17 protein-coding genes, 1 tRNA gene and 1 pseudogene are annotated in these 17,601 nt (G+C 59.8%); 13 read left to right on the top strand and 6 right to left on the bottom strand.

Translation table 11 applies throughout. The features are described from left to right. Nucleotides 1-30: 30 nt before the first annotated feature. From oppD to AXW79_RS01260, 4 genes and pseudogenes are all read left to right on the top strand, one after another. Nucleotides 31-1,017 carry an ABC transporter ATP-binding protein gene (oppD, locus tag AXW79_RS01275; protein WP_005314832.1) on the top strand — a complete coding sequence of 329 codons (987 nt, stop codon included), beginning with the start codon at nt 31-33 and terminating at the stop codon, nt 1,015-1,017. An 8-nt stretch (nt 1,018-1,025) separates the two neighbouring features. Then, nucleotides 1,026-1,127, top strand: a pseudogene (locus tag AXW79_RS01270) (oligopeptide transporter ATP-binding component); the annotation flags it as partial. Then, nucleotides 1,128-2,123, top strand: a complete 996-nt coding sequence (oppF, locus tag AXW79_RS01265; RefSeq protein ID WP_005314839.1) for a murein tripeptide/oligopeptide ABC transporter ATP binding protein OppF — start codon at nt 1,128-1,130, stop codon at nt 2,121-2,123. A 302-nt stretch (nt 2,124-2,425) separates the two neighbouring features. Then, nucleotides 2,426-3,370 carry a TerC family protein gene (locus AXW79_RS01260; protein ID WP_034282953.1) on the top strand — a complete coding sequence of 315 codons (945 nt, stop codon included), beginning with the start codon at nt 2,426-2,428 and terminating at the stop codon, nt 3,368-3,370. A gap of 53 nt (nt 3,371-3,423) precedes the next feature. Here AXW79_RS01260 and alr read toward each other — a convergent pair whose 3' ends face one another. After that, nucleotides 3,424-4,650, bottom strand: a complete 1,227-nt coding sequence (alr, locus tag AXW79_RS01255; protein WP_005314845.1) for an alanine racemase — start codon at nt 4,648-4,650, stop codon at nt 3,424-3,426. A gap of 191 nt (nt 4,651-4,841) precedes the next feature. On the opposite strand from alr, the gene AXW79_RS01250 reads away from it, so the two are divergent. After that, on the top strand, nt 4,842-5,282 hold the full coding sequence (locus tag AXW79_RS01250) for a methyltransferase family protein (protein WP_005314849.1): 441 nt from the start codon (nt 4,842-4,844) through the stop codon (nt 5,280-5,282). Between the two features lie 81 nt (nt 5,283-5,363). Here AXW79_RS01250 and AXW79_RS01245 read toward each other — a convergent pair whose 3' ends face one another. From AXW79_RS01245 to AXW79_RS01230, 4 genes are all read right to left on the bottom strand, one after another. Then, nucleotides 5,364-6,623, bottom strand: a complete 1,260-nt coding sequence (locus AXW79_RS01245) for a dicarboxylate/amino acid:cation symporter (protein WP_011898617.1) — start codon at nt 6,621-6,623, stop codon at nt 5,364-5,366. A 207-nt stretch (nt 6,624-6,830) separates the two neighbouring features. After that, complete coding sequence (locus tag AXW79_RS01240; protein ID WP_170321050.1) at nt 6,831-7,262, bottom strand: CC0125/CC1285 family lipoprotein; 432 nt, start codon at nt 7,260-7,262, stop codon at nt 6,831-6,833. 240 nt (nt 7,263-7,502) lie between these two features. Then, nucleotides 7,503-7,579: transfer RNA gene (locus tag AXW79_RS01235), tRNA-Pro, on the bottom strand. A gap of 237 nt (nt 7,580-7,816) precedes the next feature. After that, on the bottom strand, nt 7,817-9,160 hold the full coding sequence (locus tag AXW79_RS01230; protein WP_005314854.1) for a dihydroorotase: 1,344 nt from the start codon (nt 9,158-9,160) through the stop codon (nt 7,817-7,819). A gap of 79 nt (nt 9,161-9,239) precedes the next feature. Between AXW79_RS01230 and AXW79_RS01225 the strand changes: the two genes are divergently transcribed. Further along, a complete protein-coding gene (locus AXW79_RS01225) occupies nt 9,240-10,115 on the top strand; it encodes a 6-carboxytetrahydropterin synthase (RefSeq protein WP_011898619.1) in 876 nt (291 codons plus the stop codon). 71 nt (nt 10,116-10,186) lie between these two features. Here the strand turns inward: AXW79_RS01225 and AXW79_RS01220 are convergent, their stop codons facing one another. Then, nucleotides 10,187-12,199, bottom strand: coding sequence for a methyl-accepting chemotaxis protein (locus AXW79_RS01220; protein WP_011898620.1), 2,013 nt, complete (start codon nt 12,197-12,199; stop codon nt 10,187-10,189). A 250-nt stretch (nt 12,200-12,449) separates the two neighbouring features. On the opposite strand from AXW79_RS01220, the gene hinT reads away from it, so the two are divergent. The 7 genes from hinT to AXW79_RS01185 all read left to right on the top strand — a co-directional run bounded on the left by hinT (nt 12,450) and on the right by AXW79_RS01185 (nt 17,561). Then, entirely contained in the window at nt 12,450-12,800 is a 351-nt protein-coding gene (gene hinT, locus AXW79_RS01215; RefSeq protein WP_005314859.1) for a purine nucleoside phosphoramidase, read from the top strand. Further along, nucleotides 12,800-14,224, top strand: a complete 1,425-nt coding sequence (locus AXW79_RS01210; protein WP_005314861.1) for a COG3014 family protein — start codon at nt 12,800-12,802, stop codon at nt 14,222-14,224. The genes hinT and AXW79_RS01210 overlap by 1 nt, the downstream gene beginning before the upstream one ends. 74 nt (nt 14,225-14,298) lie before the next feature. Beyond that, nucleotides 14,299-14,697 carry a YcfL family protein gene (locus AXW79_RS01205; RefSeq protein WP_005314863.1) on the top strand — a complete coding sequence of 133 codons (399 nt, stop codon included), beginning with the start codon at nt 14,299-14,301 and terminating at the stop codon, nt 14,695-14,697. After that, nucleotides 14,697-15,293: a penicillin-binding protein activator LpoB gene (gene lpoB / locus AXW79_RS01200; RefSeq protein ID WP_005314873.1), complete on the top strand. Its 597-nt coding sequence runs from the start codon at nt 14,697-14,699 to the stop codon at nt 15,291-15,293. Before AXW79_RS01205 ends, lpoB begins: the two co-directional genes overlap by 1 nt. Continuing rightward, a complete protein-coding gene (locus AXW79_RS01195; RefSeq protein ID WP_005314874.1) occupies nt 15,283-16,116 on the top strand; it encodes a phosphotransferase in 834 nt (277 codons plus the stop codon). Before lpoB ends, AXW79_RS01195 begins: the two co-directional genes overlap by 11 nt. Nucleotides 16,117-16,119: 3 nt before the next feature. Next, nucleotides 16,120-16,977 carry a DUF6279 family lipoprotein gene (locus AXW79_RS01190; protein WP_005314875.1) on the top strand — a complete coding sequence of 286 codons (858 nt, stop codon included), beginning with the start codon at nt 16,120-16,122 and terminating at the stop codon, nt 16,975-16,977. Nucleotides 16,978-17,087: 110 nt separating this feature from the next. Further along, nucleotides 17,088-17,561, top strand: coding sequence for a hypothetical protein (locus tag AXW79_RS01185; protein ID WP_005314876.1), 474 nt, complete (start codon nt 17,088-17,090; stop codon nt 17,559-17,561). Nucleotides 17,562-17,601 lie beyond the last annotated feature (40 nt).

Here is a 17,601-nt window from a genome sequence, read left to right as displayed (position 1 = left end):
AGAGCGGCCAAAGATCGATAAGGAGTTTTTATGAAATTACTGGATGTAAAAGATCTGCGAGTCGAGTTCAAGACTCCGGATGGCAATGTGGTGGCGGTCAACGACCTCAATTTCTCTCTCGCCGCAGGCGAAACTCTGGGGATCGTCGGCGAATCTGGCTCCGGCAAGTCCCAGACGGCCTTTGCCATCATGGGGCTGCTGGCCAAGAACGGCATCATAACGGGGTCGGCCAAGTTTCAGGGTGACGAGATCCTCAATCTGCCGGAGCACAAGCTCAACAAGATCCGCTCCGAGAAGATCGCCATGATCTTCCAGGACCCCATGACCTCGCTGAATCCCTACATGAAGGTGAAGGATCAGCTGATGGAAGTGCTGATGCTGCACAAGGGGGTGAGCAAGGCCGAGGCGTTCGAAGAGTCGGTGCGCATGCTGGATGCGGTGAAGATCCCCGAGTCGCGCAAGCGGATGAACATGTATCCCCACGAGTTTTCCGGTGGCATGCGCCAACGGGTGATGATCGCCATGGCCCTGCTCTGCCGGCCGCAGCTGCTTATCGCCGATGAGCCGACCACTGCGTTGGACGTGACGGTGCAGGCCCAGATCATGACGCTGATGAACGAGCTCAAGCGCGAGTTCAACACCTCCATCATCATGATCACCCACGACTTGGGCGTAGTAGCGGGTATCTGTGACAAGGTGCTGGTGATGTACGCCGGTCGTACCATGGAGTACGGCCGGGTGAACGATATTTTCTATCGCCCGAGCCATCCCTATACCGAAGGCTTGCTGCGCGCCATTCCCCGCCTCGATACCGAAGGGGAAGAGCTGCCTACCATACCGGGCAATCCGCCTAACCTGCTGCGTCTGCCCACCGGCTGCCCCTTCCAGGAGCGCTGCCACAGGGTGAGCGAGATTTGCGGCCAGCAGTCACCTGTTCTGACGCCGTTCAACGACGGCCGCGAGCGGGCCTGTCATTGGGTGTCTGATGCCATAAATACCAAGGAGGTGAGCGTATGAATGCTGTGATATGCGGCCAGCAATCCTCCATGCTCCTGACGCCGTGCAACGACGGCCGCGAGCGGGCTTGCCATTGGGTATCGGATGCCATGATCAAGGGGGCGAATTAAATGGGTACTGACAAGAAACTGCTGCTGGAAGTGTCCGACCTCAAGGTCCACTTCAGCATCAAGAGTGACAGGGCCTGGCCTTGGGCCAAGCCCTCGGCGTTGAAGGCGGTAGACGGCGTGACCCTGCGCCTGTACGAAGGGGAGACCCTGGGTGTGGTGGGGGAGTCCGGCTGTGGCAAATCCACCTTTGCCCGTGCCCTGATAGGCCTGGTGCCGGCCACTGACGGCAAGGTGGTGTGGCTGGGCAACGATCTGACCAAGCTCGACCAGAAGGCGCTGCGGGAGAAGCGCAAGGAGATCCAGATGATCTTCCAGGATCCGCTGGCCTCCCTGAATCCGCGCATGACCATCGGCGACATCATCGCCGAGCCGCTCATCACCTTCTATCCGAACCTTTCCAAAGAGCAGGTGAAGGAGAAGGTGCGCACCATGATGACCAAGGTGGGCCTCTTGCCCAACCTGGTGAACCGCTATCCGCACGAGTTCTCCGGCGGCCAGTGCCAGCGTATCGGCATCGCCCGGGCGCTGATCCTGGAACCCAAGATGATCATCTGTGACGAGCCTGTCTCGGCGCTGGATGTCTCCATCCAGGCTCAGGTGGTGAACCTGCTCAAGGCTATCCAGAAGGAGATGGGGCTGTCGCTCATCTTCATCGCCCACGACTTGTCCGTGGTCAAGCACATCTCGGATCGGGTGCTGGTGATGTATCTGGGCAATGCGGTGGAGCTGGGCACTCGCAAGGAGATCTTCGCAAACCCCCTGCATCCCTACACCAAGGCGCTGATGTCGGCCGTGCCCATTCCGGATCCGGATCCGGAGCGCAGCAAGGTCATCCAGATCCTGGAAGGGGACTTGCCATCGCCCATGAATCCGCCGTCCGGCTGCGTGTTTCGCACCCGCTGCCCGGTGGCGGGTCCCGAGTGTGCCAAGACCCGGCCCCAGTTGGAGGGCAATTTCGACCATGCGGTCTCCTGCCTCAAGGCCGATCCGCTTTGATGCTGGTTTGTTGAACGCGTTTGCGGGGCATCCTGGTGGTGCCCCGATTAATTTTGGCAAGAGGTGAAGATGCCTCTTGGCGTTATCTTTGGTCGCTGTTACTATCCGCCCAACAAGGGGAGTAACTTCTCGCTGGTTTGTCGTCATTACGGTGCACCCATATCCTGCAGTGCACCCGGCAGCCGGGCAGTTGATGCAAATCAGCTGTAAGTGAGACCTTGCCGAGAGGCAAGGTGTATCTGCTCCAAACGCAAACCCACGCCTCTCGGTCGTGGGTTTTGTCGTTTTTGGGAGAGATGAACATGGGTGAATGGTGGATGTGGACCGGTTTCTTCAGCATAGTGCTGGTCCTGTTATGGATAGATATACGCTTTGTCGGTGGTGGCAAGTCACACAAGGTATCCCTCAAAGAGGCGGGCATCTGGTCTCTGGTCTGGGTCAGCGTGGCGCTGCTCTTCAACCTGGCAATCTGGCTCTGGCTGGATCACAGCGCAGGCCGCGAAATTGCCAACCAGAAGGGGCTGGAGTTCCTCACCGGCTATCTCATCGAGAAAGCGCTGGCGGTGGACAACGTCTTCGTCTGGCTGATGCTGTTTGGTTACTTCGCCATCCCGGCCGAGTTGCAGCGCCGAGTGCTGCTGTACGGGGTACTGGGTGCCATAGTGATGCGCGCCGGCATGGTGTTCGCGGGCAGCTGGCTCATCGAGCAGTTCCACTGGATCCTCTATCTGTTTGGCGCCTTCCTGCTGCTGACCGGGGTCAAGATGCTGTGGGCCGCCGACAAGGAACCTGACTTGGCCAACAACCCGCTGCTGGGCTGGATGCGCCGTCGCTTCAAGGTGACCGAGACTCTGGAAGGGGAGAACTTCTTCGTCTGGCGTGACGGTGTGCGTTATGCGACGCCGCTGCTGCTCATTCTGGTGCTGGTGGAGGTGAGCGATCTCATCTTCGCGGTGGACAGTATCCCGGCCATCTTCGCGGTGACCACGGATCCCTTCATCGTGCTGACTTCCAACATCTTCGCCATCATGGGTCTGCGCGCCATGTATTTCCTGCTGGCCGGTGTGGCCGAGCGCTTCGCCTTGCTGAAATACGGTCTGGCACTGATCCTGATGTTTATCGGGGTCAAGATGCTGCTGCTGGATATCTTCAAGATCCCGACCGGCATTGCATTGGGCGTGGTGGCGCTGATCCTGCTGGTTTCCATGGGGCTGAGTCTGTTTGTGACCCGTAAAAAAGTGGCTTAAACGCTGCACCAATAAAAAGGGCTCCCGCGGGAGCCCTTTTTCATATCGCGTTATCAGCGTTTGATCTTCTTGGGGTTGGTGTAGCCCCAGATGGTGTACATGTCCGCCAACAGGGCGCCGTTGTACTCCTCCAGATCAGCCTGTTTCACTTCTGACTCACCCTGACGGCCAAACAGCACCACTTCATCACCGGGCTTTACCCCTTTGAGATCGGTCACGTCCACCATGATGGTGTTCATGGAGGTCTTGCCGACCACCGGCACCTTCTGACCCTGGATCAGCACATAGGCCTTGTTGCTGAGCGCACGGCGATAGCCGTCGGAGTAACCGAGAGGCAGGTTGGCGAGCCAGGAGTCACGTTTGAGAGTAAAGGTGCGGTCATAACCGACTGTGTTGCCCGCCGCATAGTGGTTGACCGAGGCGACCTGGGTCTTGAATGCCATCACCCGCTTGTATTCGGTGTAGGAGGGGATGGAGTCGCCGTAGAGCAGGCCGCCCGGGCGCACCATGTCAAAGTAGGCGTCCGGCACTGCCAGGGTGGCGAAGGAGTTGGCGGCATGGATGGTGATCTTGCTGCGATCCAGCTTGCCTGCTTCCAGCAGCCACTGGGAGTCCAGCTTGAACTGGGCCAGCCCCAGCTTGACGTCCTCTTTCTCCTCCACCGGGAAGTGGGTCATGATGCCGACCGGGGTGATCCCCTTGAGCTTGAGCATGGCCAGCGCATCTTGCTTGGCATCGGCCAGACGCAGGTCGATGCCGTTGCGGCTCATGCCGGCGGAGTTGAGGGCGACATGCACCGGAATGGTGGTGTGGTGGCGCAGGGCGATGTCGGAGATCCCCTGAGCACTCACCAGGCTGCCAACCAGCTCTTCCAGCTTGTAGGGCAGGGCCTGTTCCACTTCGATCGGTGTGGCGGCCCGTACCCGCATCAGGCGGCCGCTGAACCCCTTCTCGCGCGCCACGCGGGCCTCTTCGTTGCTGGCGATGCCGATACAGGGGATATTGGCCTTGACCACGGAGGGGACCAGCAGGTCGATACCGTGACCGTAGGCATCCGCTTTCATGATGGCGCAGATCTGCGGGCCCTTGTCGCCGAGGCGGGTCTTGAGGGTCTGCAGGTTCTGTTCAAACGCGGTCAGATCTACTTCCAGCCAGGCGTTGCTGGCGGTTTGTACTTCACCGTTGCGATGATCGCTTGCCAGAGGCAGATAGGGGGCTGCGACGGCTTGACCGGCCAGCAGGCCCAGGATCAAGGTGGCCAGCAGTGTCTTCTTGTGCATGGGGTGATTCCTTTTTTATTGTTGGGGTTTAGGTGCATGCCGACCTGATCTCGGCCTTTGTCATGCAGATGGGATAGAGTGTAGCCAAGGCATTGTTATTGTTATGAACTTTGTCAATTTCCTGCGGCATTATTCCCGTTGGAAGTGTATCGCAAGGTGTCGATTGTGGCACGTCTCATGGGAGCCAGTAGATGAGAGATCTGGAGTGTCGTGTACCGCCTGTTCTGCTGTTTGGCATAGTGGTGCTGGCCATGGTGTTGGGGGGCGGTAGCGGGGAGGGGTGGCCAGAGCTGGCCCTGCTGTTGACGGTGGTCGGCTGTGTGTTCGGTTTTGGCGGCGTGCTGCGCTTTCGCCAGCATGGCACCACTGTCAGTCCAACCCGGCCGGCGCAGGCCAGTGTGCTGGTGACCACAGGGCTTTATCGGCTCAGCCGCAATCCCATGTACCTGGGGCTGCTCTGCTGGACAATGGCGCTGGCCTGCTATCTGGGTGGTATGGGGGTCTGGATCGGGCCCCTGGTGCTGTGGGGCTGGCTCGACCGTTTTCAAATCGTGCCGGAAGAGCGGGCCCTGCAGGCTCGCTTCGGTGAAGCGTATGCAGAGTACTGCCGGCGGGTTCGTCGCTGGTGCTGAGCCGCGCGACACGCTGAAAAAACGCAGATAAAAAACGGCCCGCATCAGCGGGCCGTTCTACTTTTCGGGGGGAGGGGCGGATCACGCCTTGGCGGTATCGACCTCACCCAGAGGCTCGGTTTCCCCCAGGCTGTCTTCGGTCTTGGCCACCACGCTGGCGGCGATGGCATTGCCCAGCACGTTGGTGGCTGAACGGCCCATGTCGAGGAAATGGTCGATACCCAGCAGCAGTAGAATGCCTGCCTCCGGGATGTGGAACTGGTTGAGAGTGGCAGCGATGACCACCAGCGAGGCGCGTGGCACACCGGCCATTCCCTTGGAGGTGACCATCAACAGCAACAGCATGGTGATCTGCTGAGCCAGGGAGAGCTCTATGCCATAGGCCTGGGCGATGAACATGACCGCAAAGGTGCAGTACATCATGGAGCCATCCAGGTTGAAGGAGTAGCCCATGGGCAGCACGAAGCTGGCGATGCGCTTGTCACAACCAAATTTCTCCAATCGATCCAGGGTTTTGGGGTAGGCAGCTTCGGAGCTGGCGGTGGAGAAGGCGAGCAGTATGGGTTCGCGGATCATGGCCAGCAGGGTCAGGATGCGGCGGCGGATAAACAGACTGCCCATGGCAATCAGCAGCAGCCAGAGGCAACCCAGCGCCAGATAGAATTGCGCCATGAAGGTGCCGTAGGTGGCCAGGATGCTGAGACCTTCCTTGGCGACCATGGCCGAGATGGCACCAAATACCGCGAACGGAGCGAAGTTCATCACGTAGCCGGTCACTTTCAGCATGATCTCGGCACCGCTTGCCATCAGTTTGACTACCGGCTTGGCGGCATCGCCCAGAGCAGCGGCAGCCAGCCCGAAGAAGAGGGAGAACACTACTATCTGCAGGATCTCGTTGGTGGCCATGGCCTCTACCACGCTTTTCGGTATGGCGTGGGTGACAAAGTCCTTGAGGGAGATGGCGGTGACGACCACACCGGAGCTGGCGGTATCATCCGGCAAGGAGAGAGAGAGACCCACGCCCGGTTGCAGCAGGGTAACCATCACCAGTCCCAGGCTCAGGGAGAGCAGGGAGGCCAGCATGAACCAGCCAAGGGTCTTGGCGCCAATGCGACCGACAGTGCGGGTGTCGCCCATTTTGGCGATGCCGACGACCAGAGTAGTGAAGACAAGGGGGGCGATGATCATCTTGATCAGACGCAAAAAGATGTCGGTCAGTATGGTGATATCGTCCGCAAAGCCTGCGGCCTGATCCGGGGCAAACATGCGATAGCCCTGACCAGTCAGGATGCCAACCAGCATCGAAATGAGGATGGCAACCGTCAATTTATTCATTTTCATGGGGGTAGGTCCCAGTTTTGATAAGTGCAAAGCCGTTTAGGGTGGCAGGAGTGCCACTTCAGTCCGTTTTTGTGATCCGTGCCGTAGATTCCTGACAGCCGGTGTGCTGGCAGCATGCCTAATCCGGGGGGGTAAATCCAGAGCCTTGTAGCAGAATTTTATGTTGTCATTAGTTGTATGTGATATGGATCTTGCATTTTGGCAATATTAATCGCTGTTTATTTTAATTTCAGCAAGATAATTGGCCTGCATGCATCGTTCATTTAATGAGCGCTCAGCCAAGGTGAAGATCAGCAGGGCAGAGGTGGTGTGTTGCACCTGCATCTGTGCCAGGAAGAGGTCAGGTTCTTCTTCATCAAAGCTGAACACGGGGCGCGAGGGGGTGACCCTGACCGCATCGCGCTGCAGCGTCAGTTCGTTCACCTCAATCCACTCATAGCCCCGGCTTTGCGCCATCTCGCCAGCGCGCTTGAGCACATACTTGCGAGCCGTTTCCCGATCGATCAGATCGTTGCCGACAAACTCCAGCTGCCACTTGTCGGGGCCAAGTTGTGTCTGGGAAAAGCCGGTCTGGCCGTTCCAGAATGACTTTTCGCTGTGATAGGAGGTAGCACAGCCGATCAGCAGGAGACTCAGCAGGCAGGCCGACAACAGGTCGGACAGGCGGGCGCCAAAGCCGAATCGTCGCGCATGGCGACGGGAGCAAAAGGAGAGAAGGAGTGGACGTTGCATCTCGATGGCCGGTTGGCGAAACACCTTGTCACTACAGCACAAACCGATCAGTGAGACAATCGTCGATCAGGTCATCAACGGGCAGTGCCAGAGCCGCGGCACAAAAGAAAAGGCCTTGTCATTTGACAAGGCCTTTACCGGGGAATTTGGTCGGTGTGAGAGGATTCGAACCTCCGACCCTCTACACCCCATGCAGATGCGCTACCTGGCTGCGCTACACACCGACGGAGTCAGCTCGGCTGACGGGGGCTGAGTTTATGGAGATGCTCCTACCCTGTCAACAGGGGAAATCCCGCTCTGAGACTGTTTGCCTGCTTTGCGAGCAATTGGCGCTCAAAGTGCCGCCACAGTGGTTGAATTCGGCCATCGAGAGCTCATTTCAGGGGGCGTTGTAACGCATTTTTCAAGGCACCATAAAAACGGCCGCCCTGGGGCGGCCGTTTGCATCAGTGGTGATCTGATCAGCGGTTGAAGGTCAACCGCTTGCCCAGTACCTGATCGGTGACCTGACCGTTTTGCCAGGCGATCTGGCCATTCACCAGGGTCATCTCCACCGTACTGTGGAAGCGGTAACCGTTGAAGGGTGACCAGCCACACAGGTAGAGCAGGTTGCTGTCGTTGACCACATAGGGCTTGCCCAGATCCAGCAGCACCAGGTCTGCGAAGTAGCCCTCACGAATGTAGCCGCGATCCTGCACCTGGAAGCGCTCGGCTACCGCGTGGGATGTCTTCTTGACGATAGTCTCCAGTGAAAACACGCCGTTGTGGTAGAGCTCCAGCAGGGCCAGCATGGAGTGCTGCACCAGAGGGATGCCGGACGGCGCCTTGAAGTAGCTGTTCTGCTTCTCCTCCCAGGTGTGGGGGGCGTGGTCGGTGGCAATGATGTCCAGCACGTCGTTGCGTACCGCATCCAGCAGGGCGTGTTGGTCGGCGGCTGTCTTCACCGCCGGGTTGCATTTGATCTGGCTGCCCAGGGTGTCGTAATCCGCCTCGTTGAAGAAGAGATGGTGGACGCATACCTCGGCGGTGATGTTCTTGTCTTTCAGCTCGCTGAGGTCATGGCTGGCGGTAAAGAGCGACAGCTCCTTGGCGGAGGTCAAATGCAGCACATGCAGCTTGGCACCGTACTTTTTCGCCAGACCCACCGCCATGCTGGAGGACTTGTAACAGGCCTCGTCATTGCGAATGCGGCCGTGTTCGCGCATCGGCACATCTTCGCCCCACTTGGCGCGGGCCTCGTCTTCCAGCACCTTGATGGAGGGGGTGTCCTCGCAGTGGGTGACTATCATCACAGGGCTCTCGCGGAAGATGGCGGCCAGTGTCTCCTGATTGTCCACCAGCATGTTGCCGGTGGACGACCCCATGAACACCTTGACCCCGCAGGACTGCTTGGGATCGAGGCGTTTGATCTCGTCGAGGTTGTCGTTGGTGGCGCCGAGATAGAAGCTGTAATTGGCGGCGGAGGAGTTGGCGGCTATCTGGTATTTGGCTTCGAGGGCGTCGAGGGTGGTGGTCTGGGGATTGACGTTGGGCATTTCCATGAAGCTGGTGGTGCCACCTGCCACGGCGGCCCGGGATTCACTGGCGATGGTCCCCTTATGGGTCAGGCCAGGTTCCCGGAAATGGACTTGATCATCGATCATGCCGGGGATGAGGTGGCGGCCTGCCGCATCGATCACAACGGCATCGGGCGCCTCGATATGGGGGGCGATCCGGGCGATCCGTTCCCCTTCAATCAATACATCAGAGGCGTATATGCGGCCTTCGTTGACCAGGGTGGCATTCTTGATAAGCAATTTGTTCATGGGGGAGTCCAGTTCCTTTGTCAGTGATCGCGGGTCATAATATCGCAAACTGTACTTTCTCTGTAGCAAGGTCTGACTGATGAAGTTATTTGTAAGAGATTTGACCGTGATCGACTCCAGCTACCTGTGCGAACGCCGCGGCATGGTGGGGGAGAGCTGGCTGGTGGACGTCGAGATGAGCGGCGAGCTCAACGAGATGAGCATGTTGCTGGACTTTGGTCGGGTGAAAAAGCTGATCAAGTCGATCATCGACGAAGAGGTGGATCACAAGCTGCTGGTGCCGGCCGAGTGCGCCCTGATCCATGTGGCGCATCTGGAGGGGGAGGAGAGCACGGTCGATCTGCTGCGCCCCCAGGGATCCATTCACCTGCGCTGCCCGACTCAGGGCTTTGCCTTCATACCGGCGCCCCAGGTCGATAAAGAGTCCGTCACCCGCTACCTGCTGGCGGTATTGGCACAGCGTCTGCCCGGCAACATCCGGGATCTGTCGGTGACCCTGCGTCAGGAGCAGATCGACGGTGCCTTCTATCACTACAGCCACGGTCTCAAGAAGCACGATGGCAACTGCCAGCGGATCGCCCACGGCCACCGTTCTCCCATCGAAATCCATGTGGATGGGATGCGTGACGGTGAGCTCGAGCTTAACTGGGCCGAGCGCTGGGCCGATATCTACCTTGGCACCGATGAAGACAAGGTGGACCTGAGCGAACTGAACTTGAGCGATGTCGCCCGGTCCCAACTGGGTGAGCAGCACTTGGGATTCAAGTATGTGGCCCCCCAGGGGCTGTTTCAGCTCGCCATGCCGGCGGCCGAGGTGGAGATGATCTACACCGACACCACCATAGAGCTGCTGGCGTGCTACATAGCCCGTGAAGTGAAAAAAGCGGTGGGTGACAAGTTTGTGAAGGTCGTGGCCTATGAAGGGGTCGGCAAGGGCGCCATCGCCTACGCCTGATCCCACCGCACTGCCACCAGATAAACAAGGCCCCGCCAACAGCGGGGCCTTGTTGTTTCAGCGAGAGAGATTCAGGCGCTGAGCTTGAAGCGCTTGACCAGATTCTCCTGCTGCTCGGCCAGGGCGTCCAGCTGCTGGCTGGTCTCGGCGACCCGTTCAATGCCCTGATAGTTGAGATCCGAAATATCCGAGATGCGGTTGAGGTTGGTGGCGATGTCGGCACTGGTCGCCTGCTGCTGCTCGGCGGCGGAGGCTATCTGGCTCGACATGTCGCTGATGAGCACCACTATCCCCTGCACCTCCTCCATGGCGGTATTGGCGTGGGAGCTCTGATCCACGCAGCTGTCCATCTCGCGGGAGCACTCCTGCATCACTGTCACCGCCTTGGCGACCCCCTGCTGCAGGTTCTCGATCATGGTCTGGATCTCGCTGGTGGACTGGGCGGTGCGCCCCGCCAGACTGCGCACTTCGTCGGCCACCACGGCAAAGCCGCGGCCCTGCTCGCCGGCACGGGCGGCCTCGATGGCGGCATTGAGGGCCAGCAGGTTGGTCTGCTCTGCGATACCGCGAATGACGTCGAGGATATTGCCAATCTGGCCACTCATGGCGCTGACATCGCCAATCACCTTGCCGGTCTGTTGCAACTTGCCTGCCAGCTGATGGGTGGTGGTGATGTTGCCCGCCATCACCTTGCGGCCGGTCTCGGAGGCTTTCTCCACGTCCTGTACCCGCTCCAGGGTCTGGTTGGCGGCCTGGGCCACTTCCCGCACCGAGGCTTCCATCTGGGTCATGGCGGCGGCGACCGAGGCGGTCTCCTGGCGCTGTGTTTCCAGATCCGCCCGCACCGATTCCGTGGTGTGGCGATTGTCGTGGGCGGCGCTATTGAGCTGGGTCGAGGCCTGGGAGAGCTGGGTGAGCACATCCCCCATCTGCTGGATCAGCAGGTTGACCTGGCTGCCGAGCTGGCCGAATTCATTTTGGCTCTTGAAACCGACGCGCTGTGTCATGTCCCCCTGGGTCACTTCGGTCAGCACCCGCAGCAGCTCCTTGAGGGGGCGGCGTATGGCTTTGCCCAGGGTGTAGGCCACCAGGATGGCGATGAAAATGGCGATGGCGATGCTGATCCCCTGGGTCAGGGTGCTCTGGGCCTGCACCTTGCCGGAGGCGCGAATGCTGTTGTTCATCAGCTGCTGGCTCTGATCGGTGATCCCTTCCAGTTTGCTCTGTATGCTGACGATGAGCTTGCTGGCCTGCTTGCTCTCCTCGCGCATCCGCTCCTGCTGCTTCATCAACGCCAGGTATTGGGCAAGCACCCCTTCGCTGGCCGTGGTGTCGCGCACGAACCCATGGACGTAGTGCCCCATGTTGTTGTCGAAATCCTTGAGCTCCCCCTGCAGATCCTTGATGGTGCTGTTGAAGCCCTCGATCTGCATCTTGTTGCGTTTGAGCGCCGCCTCTATGGGGGCGGGGATGCTCTGGTTGAGCGCATCCATGGTGGAGAGCTCGATGGCGGAGAGCTTGGTGGTCAAGGTCTCGGACAGCATCTTGATGAAGCTGTCGTCGATGGTGATCATCATGTCGCCGAGGTTTTTCTTGAACTGGGGCAGACTGACCTGAAACTGCCCCTTGGCCTGGTTCACCTTGTGCAGACGGGTGAGCAGGGCCTGGTGTTCGGTGGGTAGCGTCCCGGTCAGCTGCAGATAGTCGCTGACCAGCTTGGTCAGTGTCGCCATGTCACCCTGCAGTTGCGGGTGCGCCGCGGCCTGCTGGCTGAGGGTGGCGAGTGTCTTGTCGACCTGGGCCTTGGCCTGTTGCAGCTCGGCCACTTCGGCCGGGATCTGCTTGGGATCCTGCTCGGTCAACACGTCTGTGAGCCATTTGTTGGCGCTGAGCAGGCTTATCTGGGTCTGGCTGCTGGCGATCACCAGCGGCATGGATTGCCGGGTAACCTGATCCAGCGCCTGATTGAGCTCGCTCTGGCTGCGAAAGGTGAGTACCGAGGTCGCCGCCATCACGGCCACCAGAATGGCAAAGCCTAAATAGACCCTCTGCAAGATGGAGAGGTCTGACATGGATTGTTTCATTATTGTCCCGCTGTATATGCAAAAGTCCCTTGCCTGAATACCCCGTCCATTTGATACCCTGCTATCACCCTGGGCGAGCGACGTCGGCAGACGTCCTCCGGCTATCGGTATTTTTAACAATAACTGAAGAGAATGGGACAACGGCTGTGTCAAATATCGGCTTGTGTCACACTTGACCGGCCCTGACGGCAACTTTGGGAGCCGCTTGAGGTGGGTTTAGAATTTTCTTTTTCATATAAGGGAGTTATCCATGGCGCAAGAAACCATTTTCAGCAAAATCATCCGTAAAGAGATCCCCGCCGACATCCTTTATCAAGACGATTTGGTGACCGCATTCCGGGACATTCAACCCAAGGCCAAGACCCATATCCTGATAGTGCCGAACGTGCTGATCCCCACCGTCAACGATGTAGAGCCCGAGCATGAGCTGGCCCTTGGCCGCATGTTCACGGTGGCACGCAAGCTGGCAGCCGATGCCGGTATCGCCGAGGATGGCTATCGCCTCATCATGAACTGCAACCGCCACGGCGGGCAGGAGGTCTACCACATCCATATGCATCTGGTGGGTGGTCAATCCCTGGGGCCGCTGCTCTGCCTGTGATGAGTCCGTTTCCCCGTCTGGCCGGTCTGTTGCTGGCCAGCACCCTGCTGGGGGGCTGCGCCTCCCAGTGGCAGGATATGTTCGTCTCCTATTCCGATCAGATGGTGCCCCTGCGCAACCAGCTGCTGCTGGGACACGCCGCCGAGGCCCTGCCCGAGGTGCGTGAATCCACCCTGGGTGATGACACCTATGTGCTGGACCGGCTGGAGCAGGGGCGCATCGCCTGGCTGGCCGGGCAGGATGCGGGCAGCAAGCAGGCCTTTGCCGCCGCCGACAGCCGCCTCGAGTGGGAAGACAATCAGGCCGAGTATCGGCTGAGCCAGGGCCTGAGTCAGGCGGGCAGCCTGCTTACCAACGATCAGAGCATGGCCTACCTGACGCCGGATTATGAGCGCACCATGCTGCATCACTATCTGGCGCTGAATTACCTGCAACGGGGGGATGCCGACGGCGCGCTGGTGGAGGTACGCCGTGCCAACCAGGTGCAGGAGCGGGCCCTCAAGGCGAGAGCGGGGGAGGTAAGCAAGGCTAGGGAAAAAGGCGCCGAAGCCAGCACAGAGCGCAATATGCGCCAGCTCATGTCGCGCGGGGCACCGGATCTGGATCGGCTGATCGGCAAGGTGAAAAACGGTTTTCAGAACGCCTACACCTTCTATTTCTCCGGCGTGCTCTATGAGGCGGCCGGGGATCTCAACGACGCCTGGGTCGACTATCAGCGGGGTTATCAGATAGCGCCGGACAACCAGAGCCTGCAGGACGCCTTGCTGCGCCTAGCACGGCTGCGTGGCTCGCCGGATGAGCTGAAAGAGACCGAGAAAAAGGTGGGCCGCAAAGCGCCGCTGCTTGCCAAGGATCAGGGTCAGCTGGTGGTGTTGTTTGAAGATGGGCTGATCCCGGCGCGGCGGGAGCTGTTCCTGCCGCTGCCCATTTCTACCTCCAGTGGTGATTTTCGTACCTTTACCGTGGCCGTCCCCTATTACGACAATAGAGCCAGCCAGACCGGTCCCCTTGTGGTCTCGGTAGGCAAGCGAATCGAGCAGACCAGCGAGCTGGTGCGATTGGAAGCGCTGGCCGCCAAGGATCTGCAGGAGCGACTGCCGGGCATGCTGACCCGTCAGGCGCTGCGGCTGGTGGCCAAGGAGCAGTTGAGGCGCACAGCCGCCAAGGAGGGAGGTGATGTGGGCAATATTCTGGTGGGCATCTTCAACACCCTTTCTGAGCGGGCCGATACCCGCAGCTGGCTGACGCTGCCTGCTCAGGCATCTAGCTGGCAGGGCATGCTGCCGGCCGGTGACGTGCAGCTCACTCTGGGGGCGGGGAGTGCCATGCGCCAGTTGCCTCTCACCATACATGGCGGACGCACCACCCTGGTGTGGGTGCAACGGCTCGGCGCAGGCCTGACTACCCGGGTGATGCCGCTCTAGGCACCCACTCAAACGACAATGACACCCATGACTGATCGGTTGGGCCCCTGTGGCCGCCGGCTAAGGAGATCAAGATGAAAGCATACGGGTTGGCCCTGGGGTTGGTTATGCTGCTGGCAGGTTGCGCCACCAATACATCCGGCGTGGCGCTCTATGGCGCAGCGGGCGCAGCACCTGTGCAGGAGCAGCATCAGAACGTCAATGTGACCCTGACCGAGCTGAGCCGGCGCGAGCAAAACGGCCTGCTGCAGGTCAATGTGGCCGCTGCCAGTACCCAGCGTGGCGACAACAAGCTGCAATATATGTTCTATTGGTATGATGAGGCGGGGCAGGAAGTGGCCAGTGATGGTCGCGGCTGGACACCCATCAAGCTCCACGGCTATCAGAGCCGCACCCTGTCTGCTCTGGCGCCGAGCCCGGCCGCTCAGGGATACCGGATTTATGTACGCGAAGTGATTGAGGAATCCAACTGATGAAAATGAATCATGCCCTGCTGATATTGAGTGGCGCCCTGCTGCTCGGCGGCTGTTCCAGTACCACCGTCAGCTATGGCGACCCCACCGAAACCGAGACGGTGACCGTGGATTACGGCTCATCGGATCTGCAGGCCATTGCCGACAAGATGGCGGATTCCATGCTCGCTTCACCGGCGACCAGCGAGATCACTGCAGGTGGTCGTCCCGTTATGTTCATGGACTCCATCCGCAACAAGACCTCGGAGCACATCGATACCGAAGCCATCACGGATACCATCCGCACCAAGTTGCTGCGCGTTGGCAAGTTCCGCTTCGTCGACATGAGCAAGGTGGCCGCGGTCAAGCAGCAGCTTGAATACCAGCAGAGCAGCGGCATGGTGGATCCTGCCTCCATGGTACGTCTGGGCAAGCAGACCGGTGCCCGCTACATGGTCTATGGCAACCTCAGCAGCATCGTCAAGGACAACGGTAAGGTGAAGGACGTCTACTACCAGATGACCATGAACCTGATGGATCTGCAAAACGGCGAACTGCTGTGGGCCGACCAGAAAGAGATCCGCAAACAGGCGAAGAAATCCACCTTTGGCTGGTGATCTGGCAGAGCTCGAGCTGCTGGCCAGCCTGCCCGTCCCCTGGTGCTCGGGGCGGCTGGAATCCCTGGCCAGTGGCCTGACCAACTGCAACTATCGACTGCGCCTCCCCTCGGGGCGCAGTCATTTTTTGCGGCTTGGTCACCCTGACCCCTATCGGCTCGGCATCGACAGAGCCACAGAGTGGCAGCTCTATCAGGGCGCCATGGCACAAGGGCTGGCGCTGCCCTGCCACCACAGCGATCCTGCCAGCGGTTTGATGTTGCTGGACTGGTGCGACGAGCCAAACTGGGCCGAGGCGCCACCCCCCCTGGCCGATCAGCCCGGTCTGCTGGCTGAGGTGCTGGTGCGACTGCACCGGCTGCCGGTGCCCGCCGTCGTGATGGCGGTGCGGGCTCATGCCGCCGGTTATCGCGGCCGCCTGGCCCGGATCCCCGAGTGGTTGCCTGCGCTGGAGCGTGCGCTGCTTGCCAGACGCGAGCCTGACGACTGCTGGCTCCCTTGCCATCACGATCTTAATCCGGCTAATTTGTTGGGGTCGCGTCCCTGGGTCATCGACTGGGAGTATGGCGCCGCCGGTCACCCCGGTTTCGAGGTCGCCAGCATACAGCGCACCCACGGCTGGGATGACGAGCAGCGAGCGGTACTGGAACAGCGCTATCTTGAGCGGGCACGGAGGACGCTGGGAGCAAAGGGCTTTCAGAGTCAGGCCTTCCTGCCCTGGGTCGATTACATTGGCCTGCTGTGGGCCCTGCTGATGGCCGAGCAACAAGCCGAGCCTGATTATCAGGCCCTGATCGACATGAATCGTCAACGTTTGGAGTAGTGCATGATGACCACCTTTTCCTGGCGTCAGCCCCGCAGCTGGAGTCTGTTGTTGCTCTGCCTGCTGCTGGTGGGCTGTTCCACCCGCGTTGTCTATTACTGGCTGGACGTGGCCATCGTCTGGCAGCTGGATGACTACTTCTCGCTGGACTCTAGCCAGAAGCGCTTGCTGGATCATGAGGTCAAAGGGCTGATGGCCTGGCACCGTCAGCACGAGGTGCCTCGTTATGCCGATGATCTCGATGCCCTGGCCAAGGCGGTCGCGAGCCCCATGAGCCCGGCGCAGGTTTCCCGCCATCTGGATGCGGCCCAGCAGAGCCTGACCCGCACCCTGGAGAACACGGTTCCCCGTGCCGTTCGGCTGGCCCGCACCCTGACCGAAGATCAGGTGGCCATGTTCATGAAGGACAGGCTCACCCGTCAGGCCGAGCGGGAGCAGGACTTTGCCCGCAAGCCCAAGGCCGAGATGCTCAAGGAGTTCACCGACAAGATGAACGAGCGACTGGTGTTCTGGATTGGCGAAGTGAAACCGGCGCAGGCGCCTTTGGTGGCGCAGTGGGTGGAGTGGCAGTATGAGCTGCAAGCCCCCTGGCTGGAGTTCCAGACCGCCTGGACCAAGGAGCTGGCCCGGCTGATGAAGCAGCGCCAGAGCCCGGACTTCGGTGCCCAGCTCACCGCCCTGTTGCAGCAGGGGGATGGGCTCATGGATGGCCGTTTCACCGGCTACACGGATCAATCCCGCCAGCGTACCGTCAACTGGCTGAGCGCCCTGAGCCAGTCGCTGGATATCTCCCAGCGCACCCATCTTTACTCCCTGCTCAAGGACTATGCCCGGGACTTTAGAAAGATGTCCGAGGGGTAAGCGCAGGGGGGCATTGCAAGGTCAGCGCGGCGAGGTGATGAGCCTTGCCGCCTTGTCCTTGGCGGGCCCCTGTGGTAGTTTGCCCTTTCTATTATTTGGGAATTAACTTTTTGAGCCTGCTGGACAAAGTGAAACTGGCGCTGATGACACTGCTCATCTCGCTCACTCTGTTGCTCTCTACCGTCTCGGTGGAGGGATTTGAGGTATCTGCTCATCCGTCTGCCTCCCAGCACACTCAGGTGATGAATGATGCCGGCACAGGCGAGCAGTCAGACAGCTCGCGGGCGCTCCACAGTGCCAGTGACAGCGATGACGGCATCGTCAAGTTTGTCGGATCCCACCAGAATCACCTGTTGCGTCTCGAGCACTCCCTGCGCAGCGATAGTCAGCCCGGCAGCGTCGTTTACGAGCTGATCATGAGCTGGTCGCAGCAGGCGATCCTGTTGCTGCTGTGCGGCCTGCTGTTCTACGCCGTCCTCTACTCCCCCAAAAACAGTTTCCGCGACCGCTTTGCCACCATTCATCGGCACAGGTTGCAACGCCAACACCTGCAATACCGCTTCTCCCAGAGCTATCTCGCCTGATCCCGATGGGGTCCGGTCTTACTGCACAGCCTCATCGCCT

It is taken from the genome of Aeromonas salmonicida subsp. salmonicida (assembly GCF_001643305.1).
In the GTDB taxonomy this organism is placed as follows: domain Bacteria; phylum Pseudomonadota; class Gammaproteobacteria; order Enterobacterales; family Aeromonadaceae; genus Aeromonas; species Aeromonas salmonicida.
Note: the sequence above shows the minus strand (reverse complement) of the source record. Positions and strands in the feature narration are given on the sequence as shown.

What these genes read in the sequence shown, in the direction of transcription:
- oppD (WP_005314832.1), top strand. Translation starts at nt 31, where the DNA reads ATGAAATTACTGGATGTAAAAGATCTGCGAGTCGAGTTCAAGACTCCG.
- oppF (WP_005314839.1), top strand. Translation starts at nt 1,128, where the DNA reads ATGGGTACTGACAAGAAACTGCTGCTGGAAGTGTCCGACCTCAAGGTC.
- AXW79_RS01260 (WP_034282953.1), top strand. Translation starts at nt 2,426, where the DNA reads ATGGGTGAATGGTGGATGTGGACCGGTTTCTTCAGCATAGTGCTGGTC.
- alr (WP_005314845.1), bottom strand. Translation starts at nt 4,650, where the DNA reads ATGCACAAGAAGACACTGCTGGCCACCTTGATCCTGGGCCTGCTGGCC.
- AXW79_RS01250 (WP_005314849.1), top strand. Translation starts at nt 4,842, where the DNA reads ATGAGAGATCTGGAGTGTCGTGTACCGCCTGTTCTGCTGTTTGGCATA.
- AXW79_RS01245 (WP_011898617.1), bottom strand. Translation starts at nt 6,623, where the DNA reads ATGAAAATGAATAAATTGACGGTTGCCATCCTCATTTCGATGCTGGTT.
- AXW79_RS01230 (WP_005314854.1), bottom strand. Translation starts at nt 9,160, where the DNA reads ATGAACAAATTGCTTATCAAGAATGCCACCCTGGTCAACGAAGGCCGC.
- AXW79_RS01225 (WP_011898619.1), top strand. Translation starts at nt 9,240, where the DNA reads ATGAAGTTATTTGTAAGAGATTTGACCGTGATCGACTCCAGCTACCTG.
- AXW79_RS01220 (WP_011898620.1), bottom strand. Translation starts at nt 12,199, where the DNA reads ATGAAACAATCCATGTCAGACCTCTCCATCTTGCAGAGGGTCTATTTA.
- hinT (WP_005314859.1), top strand. Translation starts at nt 12,450, where the DNA reads ATGGCGCAAGAAACCATTTTCAGCAAAATCATCCGTAAAGAGATCCCC.
- AXW79_RS01210 (WP_005314861.1), top strand. Translation starts at nt 12,800, where the DNA reads ATGAGTCCGTTTCCCCGTCTGGCCGGTCTGTTGCTGGCCAGCACCCTG.
- AXW79_RS01205 (WP_005314863.1), top strand. Translation starts at nt 14,299, where the DNA reads ATGAAAGCATACGGGTTGGCCCTGGGGTTGGTTATGCTGCTGGCAGGT.
- lpoB (WP_005314873.1), top strand. Translation starts at nt 14,697, where the DNA reads ATGAAAATGAATCATGCCCTGCTGATATTGAGTGGCGCCCTGCTGCTC.
- AXW79_RS01190 (WP_005314875.1), top strand. Translation starts at nt 16,120, where the DNA reads ATGATGACCACCTTTTCCTGGCGTCAGCCCCGCAGCTGGAGTCTGTTG.